We start from the raw sequence: 12,745 nt of genomic DNA, 5'->3' as shown, positions 1-12,745 counted from the left end.
AAGTAGGTGCCCGCCGCACAGGCGAAGCTATAGAACAATGCTGGTTGCTATACCTGAAATAAGCATTTGCTATGAATCAAAGTAGGCTATGCCTATACTTGGGCCCAGCGGCTTCGCTATAGCATCCACGAGCAAGGACGCTCGCACTATTTAAAACTTAAGATTAATCGGGAAGATAATATCCCAGCAAAGATATACAGGTATGAAAGGAGGAGACAACGGCACTGTAACCCCACTGATGAAGCAATACAACGCCATTAAGGCCAAGCATCCGGGCGCATTGCTGCTATTCAGGGTAGGGGACTTCTACGAAACCTTTGGCGAGGACGCCATCAAGGCCAGTAAGATATTGGACATCGTGCTGACCAAGCGCGGAGCTGGTTCCTCTTCTGAGACGGCACTGGCTGGTTTCCCGCATCACTCCCTCGACACCTACCTGCCCAAGTTGGTACGTGCCGGCGAGCGCGTCGCGATTTGCGACCAGCTGGAGGACCCGAAATCGGTGAAAGGCATTGTGAAGCGGGGGGTAACCGAACTGGTAACACCGGGCGTTTCTTTTAACGATCAGGTGCTGGAGCGACGCAGCAACAACTACCTGGCAGCCGTGCATTTCGGCAAGACAGAGGCGGGCGTCTCCTTTCTGGATATCTCCACAGGCGAGTTCATCACGGCGCAGGGCGACAAGAATTACGTGGGCAAATTGCTGCAGAGCTTGGCACCGGCGGAAGTGCTGTTTTGTAAGCGCGAGAAAGAAACCTTCTTCCAAAGCTATGGTCCCGATTTCAGGTACTATGCGCTGGAGGAATGGGTGTTTAGCTACGACTTTGCCTACGAGTCCCTGACGCGGCATTTTAACACCACTTCCCTCAAAGGCTTTGGGATAGAAGGCATGCAGGAGGCGATCACCTCAGCGGGTGCCATTCTCCATTACCTGTCCGAAACGCACCATCACGAGATCAGCCACATCGCCACCATCTCCCGTTTGGAGGAGGATAAATATGTATGGCTCGACCGCTTCACCGTGCGCAACCTCGAGCTGGTCTACCCGCAGAACCAGGACGGCGTGCCGCTGATCCAGATCCTCGACCAGACCACCACACCAATGGGCGCGCGTCTGCTAAAAAAATGGGTAGTGTTGCCGCTGAAAGACGTGGTACAGATCAGGCGCCGGCTCGACACGGTGGAAGCACTGACCAAACACAGCGAGTTGCTTGACGAGCTCTACCTGCACCTCAAGCAGATCAACGACCTCGAGCGCCTCATCTCCAAAGTGGCTGTGCGTCGCGTCAATCCACGGGAACTGATGCAGCTAGCCAAGGCACTGGACGCGATCCAGCCGATCAAAAAAATGCTAGCCGCCAGCGGTATACCTGCGCTCGTAAAGCTGGCCGACCAACTGGCGCCTTGCGATGGCCTGCGCGAGGAGATCAAGAACATCCTGAAACCCGACGCCCCGATGCTTACCAACCAGGGCAACATGATCAATGACGGCGTGAACGAGGAGCTGGACGAGCTGCGCCAGATCGCCTTTTCGGGCAAGGACTACCTGGCCCAGCTGCAGCAGCGCGAGGTGAAGAATACAGGTATAAGCTCCCTCAAAATTGCCTACAACAAGGTGTTTGGCTACTACCTGGAGGTGACGCACGCGCACAAAGACAAAGTGCCGGCCAGCTGGATCCGCAAGCAGACGCTGGTGAACGCCGAGCGCTACATTACCGAGGAGCTCAAAACCTACGAAGAGAAGATACTGAATGCCGAGGAGCGCATCTATACCATCGAGTTCGGCCTCTTCAACGAACTGGTGCTGCAGGCGATGGATTACGTGGGGCAGATACAACAAAACGCCAAAGTCATTGCCGTCATCGACTGCCTGAGTGCCTTCGCAGGTATAGCCCTGGCTGGCAACTACGTGAAGCCGGAGGTAAGCGAGAGCCGCGTGCTGGACATTAAGAAAGGCCGCCATCCGGTGATCGAGAAGCAACTGCCGCTGGGGGAGGAGTACGTGCCCAACGACATCTACCTAGACAACGAAGAGCAGCAGGTCATCATCATCACGGGTCCGAACATGGCCGGTAAAAGTGCCCTGCTGCGCCAGACGGCCCTGATCGTGCTGATGGCGCAGGTCGGTTGCTTTGTGCCGGCCGAGGCAGCCCAGATCGGCATCATCGACAAGATCTTTACCCGTGTGGGCGCTTCGGACAACCTCTCGAAGGGCGAGTCCACGTTTATGGTGGAGATGACCGAGACGGCCAGCATCCTCAACAACCTCTCGGACCGCAGCCTGGTGCTGATGGACGAGATCGGGCGTGGTACAAGCACCTACGACGGCATTTCCATCGCCTGGGCCATTGTTGAGCACCTGCACAACCACCCGAAGTTCCGGGCCAAAACGCTATTCGCCACGCACTACCACGAACTGAACCAGCTGGCCGAGGACTTCCCTCGCGTGAAGAACTTCAACGTGTCGGTGAAGGAGACGGGCGGCAAGATCCTGTTCATGCGCAAACTGGTGGAGGGCGGCAGCGAGCACAGCTTCGGTATACACGTGGCCCAGATGGCCGGTATGCCCAACAGCGTGGTGCTGCGGGCCGACGAGATCATGCACCACCTCGAGAAGGAAAAAGTGTCGGAGCAGGCACCGAAGCAGCGCATGAAGACGGCGCCAAAGAACAACTTCCAGCTGAGCATGTTCGAGCTGCAGGACCCACAGCTCCTGCGCGTAAAAGAGCTGATGGAGCAGCTTGACATTAACACCATAACGCCTGTGGAGGCACTTTTGAAACTCAACGAGCTCAAATTATTGTTGAAAGACAAAGGCGAGACGGTGCGCTGAAAGGTATAGCGGGGCTGTGCCTAAGATTTTTCGAAAAATTTACTCTCTGAAAATCAGGGGAAAATGAAAAAGTGACGGAAAATTTTAGCGCTGCCTCTTGACTTCTGAATTTTTGTCTATATCTTTGTATCACTAAATCGCTCAGGGGGTTTAGGGAATGACTAAAAGCGGGAGTAGCTCAGTTGGTAGAGCGCGACCTTGCCAAGGTCGAGGTCGCGAGTTCGAACCTCGTCTCCCGCTCAAAAAAGGCAAATTGACAAAGACGTTGTGATAAGCAACGTCTTTGTTTTTTAAAGTCACCTCTCCGAAAAACGCTTCGGAAGGCGCCGGGATGGTGGAATTGGTAGACACGCAAGACTTAAAATCTTGTGAGCGCAAGCTCGTGCGGGTTCGATTCCCGCTCCTGGTACTGAATAAACTGAAGAAAGCCCTTGTAACGGAAGTTGCAAGGGCTTTTTGTTTGATTAAGCTTTAACTTTGTATACCTGAAGCAATACATCCGTACAGGTTAGGCATTACAGACCTTTACAGCACAATACCCCATTCATGTCCGCAGCACCCCGCGACTTCTTTAAGATCGAAAGAACAGCCTCAGAAATCAAAGCTGAGCTGCTGCCCCGTATTTTTGAAGTTTGGGCCACTACCAGGCTGCAGCAAGTTGGTATGTTTGAAACACGAATGCGCTTTATGGATTTGCAAGCTGGGCTAGAGCGTGACGAACCGGCCCCCGCCGCATTGCAGCTGCTACGGCAGGTATACAAAAGCACTGGCTCCCGGCTCGATCTGAATCAAGGTATAAAAACTGTCTTTTATGACGCTGACCAGCCTGCGTTGGCTGAACTGCAGGAGCAGGTAGAGCACCTGCCGTTTTACCAAGACTTGGTGCATCCGCCGGTCATGCTGCTGGAGGAGAGCGGGGAGGCGCTGGCAGAGCAGATCCTGGAAGCAGGTCAACCGGCCCTCGCTTTTCTTAACCCTGTTGAGGAAGGTATAGCACAGCAACTCCTGCTTCATGCTGTTCAGACCAGTGCATCGGACCTGCTGATGCTTTTCAACCCGAAAACCTTGGAGGCTGCCGTGAAAAAGGCCAAGCCTGATAGCTTGTTTCAGAAAATCTTTGAGGAACGGCTGGAGCAGATTAAGGGCTTCTATAAGCAGAACAGGAACGCAGACAGGAGAGAGGAGTATTTGCTCGATTGCTTTGAAGAAACTTTCAGCAGGAGAGGCTTCTATACCTTAAGGTTCCGGATTAATCTTCCTGACAAAAAACAGACAGGTTACTACCTTGTGCTAGCCTCCACGTCAGCGCAAGCGTATACCAGGCTCAAAGAGTTGCTGGAAGGGTATAGCGACTACCAGGAAGACGGGGTGCCGCTATTCGGGGTTAATCTGCAGGCGCAGCAGATGTCCCTGTTCCAGGAGCATTACAAATACGCTGTAGCCAGGTTGGCACAGGAATTATCGGGAGATACGACAAGATGCAACAACCGCTCGCTGCAGTACATCTACGAGCAGCACAGTTTGGGCACGCACTATACCCTGTCGAATTATGCTGCAGCCTACGAAAGACTCATGCGACAGGGGTTGGTGCGATTCATTAATCCAAAAACCGGACAGCCTGTTACGAAGCTGACAGCAACGTCACTGATCAGGTATAGCCCCAGGAAATAAACCTGCAACAAAGATTTAATTCCCGATTAACCTTTCGCGTAAGGCCATGCAACGGTATTTTTACTCTGCTGTCGTTGGGTCTATGACCGTGCCCACCCTGCTTATCTTATTGGCCGGAAAGCCTCCCTGCCTGGCATGCTCCCGCACCATATCTTCGTTCGGCGCATTGTAGATGCAGTAAATCTTATCGTCAGTCACGTAGCTCTGGACCCATTGGATCTTCGGCCCCATCTTGTCGAGCACGCCGCAGGAGGTTTGTGAAATGGATTTCAACTGATCCGGTGTCAGCTTGCCGGCATCCGGTATCTCTCTTTCAATGACAAATTTAGGCATGGAGGTATAAGTGTAAAGCAGATAGTTTTGATGCTGTAAATCAGATATACAATGTATCAGGAGTCTCAGCTAGTGCTGCAAGTGGAGTAATGCCGCCGACCACCCCTTAACAGCAGACGCACAAGTTTGCAGATAGTGCCTTTGTGTGGTTGTAAAATAATGATTGTCAGCAATATATGATTACGGTTTGTTGTGTCTGTAGTTGTGGTGATTTGATACGGCGATAGATGGGAAATTAATGCTGTGGGAGGGGCATCAATAGAAACAAAACGGCCAGTGCGTCAGAATCACCCTAAAAAGAGCATCCCGCTGCACTGGCCGCTTTCTGTAGTGAAGTACCTTTTGCTATACCTTACCTTACCAACTCCCTGTTCCGGTTCGCATCGATGGCCAGCAGGATAAACAGCAGGATGGTAAACGACCACAGCGAAGAACCGCCGTAGCTGAAGAAAGGCAGTGGTATACCTACCACGGGCGCCAGGCCAATGGTCATGCCCACGTTAATGACAAAGTGGAAGAAGATAACCGACACCACGCAGTAGCCATAGGTGCGGCCGAAGACGGACTTCTGCCGCTCAGCAATGTAGACGATGCGCATCATCAGCAATAGGAAGAGGGCGATCAGAATCGTGCTGCCCACCCATCCGTGCTCCTCGCCGATGGTACAGAAGATGAAGTCGGTACTCTGCTCGGGCACGAAGTCGAACTTGGTCTGCGTCCCCTCCAGAAAACCCTTGCCCCAGAATCCGCCCGAGCCTATCGCGATCTTTGACTGTGTCACGTTCCAGCCATAGCCCAGCGGGTCCGCCTCCGGATTAATCAGCGCCTTGATACGGTTCTGCTGGTGCGGCTGCAGGATGTCATTCACGAAATAGTCTACGCTGAACACCATGCCGACCACCAGCACAAAGAGCGCGATCATGGTCTTGAAGCGGCGCATGAGGCGGTAGTCCAGGAACATGGCCAGGCCCATGAGGGCGGCAATGCCGATAAGCAGGTATAGCTTCGGAACGAGCAGGGTCAGGATGAAGATGGCCGCTGCTGATCCACCGATAATCAGGATGAGTGGCGACATGCCTTCGCGGAAGAAAGCCAGAATGAAGGCGCCGAACACCAGCGCCGAACCCGTTTCGTTCTGCAGAATGATGATGACGGCCGGCAAAAAGGTAATGGCTGCCAGGATCATCTGGTCTTTCATTTTCTGCTGGCGCAGGCTCACCTGGCTCAGGTATTTGGAGATGGCCAGTGCCGTGGCAAACTTAGAAAGCTCGGCAGGCTGTAGGCGAAAGCCAGCCCCCAAATCAAGCCAGGAGCGTGAACCTGCTACAGGGTTGGCTACTGCCAGCGTAAAGAGCAGTAGGAGTATAATACCGCCATAGATGGGATAAGCCAGGTGCTCGTACACCTTGTAATCGACTACGAGCAATATTATTATTAGAATAACACCCGCTGCAATAAACGTTAGCTGCCTACCCGAGTTAATGTCGAAGCTGAAGATGTTCACTACGTTGTCGGGGCTGTACACCACGGCATAGATGTTCATCCAGCCCAGCGCCACCAGCACAGAGTAGATGAGCACCGTAAACCAGTCCAGATTGCCAAACACGCTGGTTGACTGGCGGCGGCTGCTAGGCTGCACGATCTTTCCTCCAAGTACACGATGTTGCGTTGTTGACATACCCTTACTTCGATCTAATATTCAAATACTCGCGGCTCAATACCCACTTCTCCTGCTCTTTGATCGTTACCGTATCCGTCAGGTACTGCTCGATCATCAGGCCCGCAATTGGAGCCGCTGACTGTCCGCCCCACTTACCGTGCTCTACATACACCGCAATGGCAATCTTTGGGTCTTCCATGGGGGCAAAAGCCACGAACACGGCATGGTCAGGGCCCTGCGGATTCTGGGCCGTTCCGGTTTTGCCGCAAACGGTTATACCTACTTTGCCCAGGCTGGCCTTTCGGCCTGTACCGGCGCGTACCACTTCAGCCATGCCCTCTATAATCGGGTCAAAGTGATGAGGCTTTACAGAGGTATAGTGACGTTCGTAGTTTTCTGCCAAGGGCTTACCGTCCTCGCCAATCGAACGGATGAGGTGTGGGGTCACATAATAGCCTTTATTGGCGACAATAGCCATAAAGTTTGCCATCTGCAGCGGCGTCACACCCAATTCGCCCTGCCCGATGCTGAGGGAGTAGATGGTGGAGTATTTCCAGCGGTCCTTGCCATACACACGGTCGTACAGGTCAGTGGAGGCGATGATACCTGACTTCTCGCCCGGTATATCGATGCCCAGTTTCTTGCCGAAGCCAAAAGTCAGCACATGCTCGCGCCAGTCTCTCAGGCCAATCGAGGTGTCGGTAAAGGTGTTTTTGGACTTGCCCTGGTTGATGAGCGCCTTATAGGCCTGGAAGAACCAGGGGTTGCAGGAGTGCTGCACGGCACCGCGCAAGTCGAGCGGCGAGGGGTGCGGGTGGCAATTCACCAGCGATTTGTTGCAGGCATACCTTGTATTGGGGTCTATTACACCATCTTCCAGTGCGATCAAGGCCTGTGTCAGTTTGAAGATAGAGCCCGGCGGGTTGCGGTCGGCCATGATCGGACGGTTGAACATGGTCTTGTCCGGATCCTGCAGTAGCTGCATGTAGTTCTTGCCGTAGTCTTTGCCGGTAAACAGGTTCGGATCGTAGAAAGGTGCTGAGATATAGGCCAGGATCTCTCCCGTCTTCGGTTCTATAGCCACAATACTGCCCTTGGCACCGTTCATCAGGTGTTCGCCGTAAGCCTGCAAATCCAGGTCGATGGTGCTCACCATGTTCTGACCGGCTATGGATAGCGTATCGTAAGCACCGTCCTTAAACGAGCCCTTGTCGATGCCGCGCACGTTCACCATCTTGTATTTGACGCCACGCTTGCCCATCAGGTACTTTTCGTAGGCCATCTCTATACCTGCCTTGCCGATGTAGTCGCCAGGACGGTAGCCTGCGTAGGTGCTGTCCTCGAGCTGTTTGGGGCTGATCTCGGCGATATAGCCAAGCGCATGCCCCAGACTCTGGTGCGGATAGCCGCGGGCGGTACGGGCGTTGATGTAAAAACCGGGGAAATCGATCAGGTTATCCTGTATGTGGGCAAAGTCCTGGGTGCTCAGCATCTGCTGAAAAATGGAGGGCTTCACCCAGGAGTAGGCGCGGGCCTTTTTGAAGCGCTCGCGGGCGTCTTCCAGCGTAATGTCCAGCATGCCGGCCAGGCGCAGTGTGTCGATGTTACGGGCTTCTTTGGGCACGATCATCAGGTCGTACACGGGCGTGTTTTGCACCAGCAGCTCGCCGTTGCGGTCGTAGATCAGGCCCCGGAAAGGGTATTGGATAACCGTCTTGATCGCGTTGGTCTCAGCGGCCTGCTTGTAGCTGCTGTCCACTACCTGGATGTAGAAAAGGCGCAGTGCGTAAACCACACCCACCACCAGGAAGATTGCTTGTATGACGTATTTTCTGTTTTCGAGGTAATTCATCTATTCGCTCTCTTAAGGGAGAAGAACAGTAACTGCAATATAACCATAACCACTCCCGTGAACAAGGTGCTCAGCAGTATTTTGGGCACTGCGGCCGACAAACCCTCCAGGCTGAAAATCTCGAGCAGAAACACTGCTGTGTGGTGCGCCAGGATCAGGGTGAGGGCGTACGCCAGAAACCAGCGCCAGCCCATGATGTGTATGTTCACGGAGTCATTCGTATCGTAACCATCACGCGGTGTGAGAAGGTTCAATATCATGGGTCTTAAATAGGCTAGCAGCACACTGGCCGCTGCGTGTATACCCATCGTGTCATAAAAAATATCGACTGCAAAGCCCGCTATAAAGCCCAGGAACAGGAGCAGGACCCGGTTCATCTCAAGGGGCAGGAAAAGCAGGAAGGCGATGTAGATGAAGCTGAAGCCGGTGCCGAACAGCACCAGGTTGTCCATTAAGAGTATCTGCAAGGCCACAAATACCACAAACTGCACTATATGTCCTATACCTAAGCTGTTATTCATGGGGGATTATTCCTGCTTCTGTTTCAAGGGAGTCCTGCTCCGGGCGCCGCGGATTTTCCACGACATACACAAAGGAGAGTTGGGCGAAGTCAACCGAGAGTTGCACCCGGATGGTATAGAAACTCTTATCCAGCTCGCGCTCCACCTCGCTGATGGTGCCGATCATGATCCCTTCCGGGAAAACCGTGTTGAAGCCGCTAGTCACCACGGTGTCGCCGGGCTCGGGCTTCACGTGAAGCGGTATGTAGTCGAGCAGGGCCGTGCGGTAGTCGCCGCCGGTCCACTTAATGGTGCCAAAGGTGTTGTCTTTCTTGATCTTGGCCGAGATCAGCATCTGTGAGTGCAGGAGCGAGGTAACGGTGGCATAGTGCTTCGATACGGTTTTTACGCGCCCCACAGCCCCGTTCGGGGAAATAACGCCCATACCCGGCTTCACGCCATCCAGGCTTCCTGCTGCCAGTGTCAGATAATTGTTCGTGCGACGGATTGAGTTGTTAATAACACGGCCGGCATGCAAAATGAAGGGCTCTGATTTGGCAGAGTCGGTGGCTGCGAAAAAGGTCGTGTCAAGCTGATCGGTGCTGTCTGCTTCAGCGTCCTGCCTGTAAGACATGAGTTGCTGGCGTAGCACGGCATTTTCCTGGGCAAGCGTACTGTTCACAGACGCCAGCCTGAAGTAGTCGGTTACGCCACTTTGAAACTCCAGCACACGCCCCACATAGGTGTTGGCGGAGTTGAACATAGCGGCTCCCTGATATGTGTTGTAGCGCACAATCAGGAAGATGCAGAGCGCCTCCAGCAACACGAATAGAAGGAATGCACGGAACCGATAAATAAATGCAAATAGATTCCGCATGCGGCACTTTTAAGTCAGGAGGACGTTCTTAAAACCTTCCAGATTTTTGATAGCCGCACCCGTGCCACGCACTACCGCTCTGAGCGGATCTTCGGCGATGTGGATCGGCAGTTTGGTTTTGGCAGCCAGACGCTTGTCGAAGCCACGCAGCAATGCGCCACCACCGGTCAGGTGGATGCCGTTGTCGTAGATGTCGGCAGAAAGCTCCGGCGGCGCGATTTCCAGCGCCTTCAGCACAGCTTCCTCGATCTTCGACACCGACTTGTCCAGCGCAATGGCGATCTCCTGGTACGTTACCTTGATCACCTTCGGTATACCTGTCATCAGGTCGCGGCCACGGATCTCGTAGTCAGCCGGTGGGTTCTCCAACTCTGTCAACGCAGAGCCCACTTCGATTTTGATCTTTTCGGCAGAGCGTTCGCCGATCAGCAGGTTGTGCTGGCGGCGCATGTAGTCCAGAATGTCTTTGGTGAACACGTCGCCGGCGATGCGGATGGACTGGTCGCACACAATGCCGGAAAGGGCCACCACAGCGATCTCCGTCGTACCACCCCCGATGTCCACGATCATGGAACCGATCGGTTGCTCTACGTCGATGCCTATACCTATGGCAGCGGCCATAGGCTCCTGAATCATCCATACCTCTTTGGCACCGGCATGCTGGGCCGAGTCACGCACCGCGCGTTTCTCCACTTCGGTTATACCTGAAGGAATACAAATCACCATGCGGTGCGAAGGCTGGAACAGGCGACGGCCCGTGTCGATCATCTTGATCATACCCCGGATCATCTCCTCAGCGGCATGGAAGTCAGCGATCACCCCGTCTTTCAGCGGACGAATGGTCTTGATGTTTTCGTGGGTTTTTTCGTGCATCTGCATGGCATTGCGGCCAATTGCAAGTACACGGCCCGTGGTGCGATCCACAGCGATGATGGATGGCTCGTCCACCACAATCTTGTCGTTATGGATAATCAGGGTATTGGCGGTACCCAAATCAATGGCTATATCGCTGGTAAGAAAGTTAAATAGTCCCATTCTTATTTTTTGAAGGCGTGCGGCTGCCCAGTTATATGTTTAATATACAATATTTCTAATCAAAAACTAGCCGCAAAATTAGTGATTTTCAGCGGAATTAATAATGCTGATGCAGAAGAGGTAAAAGTTTTCAGAGTTTTTCTTTCCCATATTCCATACAATTCTCTGTGTTGCCTTACATAACGCATCTGCGGGTATAAAATTGGATGTGTGCTGGAGTTTGATTTGGCCGGATGGATAAATAGTTTACCGGAAGCACGCAGCATGTTGCGAGGTTAGCTTTAACACAACTTGTGGCGACGTATACGACACATCAGAAGCCTGCTATACCTGCTTGGCTGGAGTACAGGACGTAAAAGAAAAGCCCCATTCTTTTTTGAATGGGGCTTTTGAAAAATTCTATACCTGCAACAGGCGCTATACCTTAGTGCTTGAAATGGCGCACACCCGTCATCACCATGGCCATATTGTGGGCGTCGCAATAGTCAATCGAGTCCTGATCTTTGATGGAGCCGCCCGGCTGCACCACTGCCTTTATACCTGCCTGGTCCGCAATCTCTACGCAGTCCGGGAAAGGGAAGAAAGCGTCGGAGGCCATTACCGTGTTGCTGATGTTGAAACCAAAGCTTTTGGCTTTTTCAATCGCCTGGCGCAGGGCGTCCACACGAGAGGTCTGGCCCACGCCGCTCGAGATCATCATCTTATCGGTAGCCAGCACGATAGTGTTGGACTTAGTGTGCTTGCACACCTTGGCTGCAAACACGAGCGCTTTTTTCTCGGCTGCCGAAGGGGCACGCTTGGTGGCTGTCTTGAAGTCGGCCTCTGTCTCGGTCTTCAGGTCTTTGTCCTGCTCGATCACGCCGTTCAGCAATGTCTTAAACTGCTTGGCTGGCAGCTCTACTGGTTTCTGTTTCAGCAGGATGCGGTTTTTCTTGGTGCGCAGCAGCTCGAGTGCGTCCGCGTCGAAGTCAGGGGCGATCAGTACCTCGAAGAACAGCTTGTTCAGCTCCTCAGCAGCACCCAGGTCGATGGTGCGGTTGGCGATGATCACACCACCAAAAGCCGAAACCGGGTCGGTGGAGAGGGCAGACAGATAAGCTTCTTTGATCGTCTCTCCAGTTGCACAACCACAGGCGTTGGTGTGCTTCAGGATGGCTACGGCGGGCTCTTCGAACTCAGCACCCAGAGCCACGGCGGCATCTACGTCTACCAGGTTGTTGTAAGAAAGCTGCTTGCCGTTTAGCTGCTCAAACAGGTCTTCCAACTTACCATAGAAGGTGCCCTGCTGGTGCGGGTTCTCGCCGTAACGCAGCGGAGTCGCCTCACGCACGCTCTGCTTGAACACGTGGATGTCCTGCTCTTTGCTCAGGTAGTTGAAAATGTGCGTGTCGTAGTTGGATGAAATGTCAAACGCCTTGGCCGCGAAACGCTTGCGATCCGCCAGCTCCGTAGCACCGTCTTTCGTTTGCAGCAACTCCACCACCTCGTCATACTGCTCGCGCGACGACACGATCAGCACATCCTGGAAATTCTTGGCCGCGGCCCTGATCAGGGAAATACCGCCAATGTCAATCTTCTCAATCACATCCGCTTCCGATGCACCTGACGCCACCGTCTCTTCGAACGGATACAGGTCTACCACCACCAGGTCGATTGGCGGAATCTCGTACTGCTCACGCTCGGCCAGGTCGCTTTCGTTGGCGCGGCGGTGCAGGATGCCACCGAACACTTTTGGGTGCAGGGTCTTCACGCGGCCTCCGAAGATAGAAGGGTAAGCGGTCAGGTCCTCTACGGCTACTACCTCAGCGCCCTGCTCTTCCAGAAAGGCTTGCGTACCACCTGTAGAGTAGATGGTCACGTTGTGCTGCTTCAGGAGCTCTACCAGTGGCTCCAGGCGGTCTTTGTAGTAAACCGAGATAAGTGCGGATTTGATTTTGACAGATTGCATAGGTATAGGCTATATAATGTGCTAATGGATTAATTG

9 protein-coding genes and 2 tRNA genes are annotated in these 12,745 nt (G+C 53.4%); 4 read left to right on the top strand and 7 right to left on the bottom strand.

What is annotated here, in order from left to right; translation table 11 throughout:
- The first annotated feature begins 202 nt into the window (after positions 1-202).
- From mutS to IEV97_RS05260, 4 genes are all read left to right on the top strand, one after another.
- The gene (mutS, locus tag IEV97_RS05275; RefSeq protein ID WP_188500479.1) at positions 203-2,833 is read left to right on the top strand and encodes a DNA mismatch repair protein MutS; all 2,631 of its coding nucleotides are present in this window, start codon (positions 203-205) and stop codon (positions 2,831-2,833) included.
- Positions 2,834-3,000: 167 nt separating this feature from the next.
- Positions 3,001-3,073 (top strand) — tRNA-Gly (locus tag IEV97_RS05270).
- 85 nt (positions 3,074-3,158) lie between these two features.
- Positions 3,159-3,242 (top strand) — tRNA-Leu (locus IEV97_RS05265).
- A 137-nt stretch (positions 3,243-3,379) separates the two neighbouring features.
- Entirely contained in the window at positions 3,380-4,504 is a 1,125-nt protein-coding gene (locus IEV97_RS05260; protein ID WP_229733811.1) for a class I SAM-dependent methyltransferase, read from the top strand.
- A gap of 60 nt (positions 4,505-4,564) precedes the next feature.
- Here the strand turns inward: IEV97_RS05260 and IEV97_RS05255 are convergent, their stop codons facing one another.
- The 7 genes from IEV97_RS05255 to purH form a co-directional block, all read right to left on the bottom strand.
- Positions 4,565-4,837 (bottom strand): DUF4242 domain-containing protein, encoded by a 273-nt coding sequence (locus tag IEV97_RS05255; protein WP_188500478.1) that lies wholly within the window; start codon positions 4,835-4,837, stop codon positions 4,565-4,567.
- A 352-nt stretch (positions 4,838-5,189) separates the two neighbouring features.
- On the bottom strand, positions 5,190-6,515 hold the full coding sequence (gene rodA / locus IEV97_RS05250) for a rod shape-determining protein RodA (RefSeq protein ID WP_188500477.1): 1,326 nt from the start codon (positions 6,513-6,515) through the stop codon (positions 5,190-5,192).
- A 4-nt stretch (positions 6,516-6,519) separates the two neighbouring features.
- Entirely contained in the window at positions 6,520-8,349 is a 1,830-nt protein-coding gene (mrdA, locus tag IEV97_RS05245; protein ID WP_188500476.1) for a penicillin-binding protein 2, read from the bottom strand.
- Positions 8,346-8,870, bottom strand: a complete 525-nt coding sequence (locus IEV97_RS05240; protein WP_188500475.1) for a hypothetical protein — start codon at positions 8,868-8,870, stop codon at positions 8,346-8,348. The genes mrdA and IEV97_RS05240 overlap by 4 nt, the downstream gene beginning before the upstream one ends.
- Positions 8,863-9,726 (bottom strand): rod shape-determining protein MreC, encoded by an 864-nt coding sequence (gene mreC, locus IEV97_RS05235; RefSeq protein ID WP_188500474.1) that lies wholly within the window; start codon positions 9,724-9,726, stop codon positions 8,863-8,865. The genes IEV97_RS05240 and mreC overlap by 8 nt, the downstream gene beginning before the upstream one ends.
- Positions 9,727-9,735: 9 nt before the next feature.
- Positions 9,736-10,761: a rod shape-determining protein gene (locus IEV97_RS05230; RefSeq protein ID WP_007652384.1), complete on the bottom strand. Its 1,026-nt coding sequence runs from the start codon at positions 10,759-10,761 to the stop codon at positions 9,736-9,738.
- A gap of 424 nt (positions 10,762-11,185) precedes the next feature.
- Positions 11,186-12,709, bottom strand: a complete 1,524-nt coding sequence (gene purH, locus IEV97_RS05225) for a bifunctional phosphoribosylaminoimidazolecarboxamide formyltransferase/IMP cyclohydrolase (RefSeq protein ID WP_188500473.1) — start codon at positions 12,707-12,709, stop codon at positions 11,186-11,188.
- Positions 12,710-12,745: the final 36 nt, after the last annotated feature.

It is taken from the genome of Pontibacter amylolyticus (assembly GCF_014638845.1).
GTDB classification, from domain to species: Bacteria; Bacteroidota; Bacteroidia; order Cytophagales; family Hymenobacteraceae; genus Pontibacter; species Pontibacter amylolyticus.
This window is presented reverse-complemented; position numbering and strand designations above follow the sequence as displayed.

Coding starts and splice junctions, on each gene's coding strand:
- mutS (WP_188500479.1), top strand. CDS start 203: ATGAAAGGAGGAGACAACGGCACTGTAACCCCACTGATGAAGCAATAC.
- IEV97_RS05260 (WP_229733811.1), top strand. CDS start 3,380: ATGTCCGCAGCACCCCGCGACTTCTTTAAGATCGAAAGAACAGCCTCA.
- IEV97_RS05255 (WP_188500478.1), bottom strand. CDS start 4,837: ATGCCTAAATTTGTCATTGAAAGAGAGATACCGGATGCCGGCAAGCTG.
- rodA (WP_188500477.1), bottom strand. CDS start 6,515: ATGTCAACAACGCAACATCGTGTACTTGGAGGAAAGATCGTGCAGCCT.
- mrdA (WP_188500476.1), bottom strand. CDS start 8,349: ATGAATTACCTCGAAAACAGAAAATACGTCATACAAGCAATCTTCCTG.
- IEV97_RS05240 (WP_188500475.1), bottom strand. CDS start 8,870: ATGAATAACAGCTTAGGTATAGGACATATAGTGCAGTTTGTGGTATTT.
- mreC (WP_188500474.1), bottom strand. CDS start 9,726: ATGCGGAATCTATTTGCATTTATTTATCGGTTCCGTGCATTCCTTCTA.
- IEV97_RS05230 (WP_007652384.1), bottom strand. CDS start 10,761: ATGGGACTATTTAACTTTCTTACCAGCGATATAGCCATTGATTTGGGT.
- purH (WP_188500473.1), bottom strand. CDS start 12,709: ATGCAATCTGTCAAAATCAAATCCGCACTTATCTCGGTTTACTACAAA.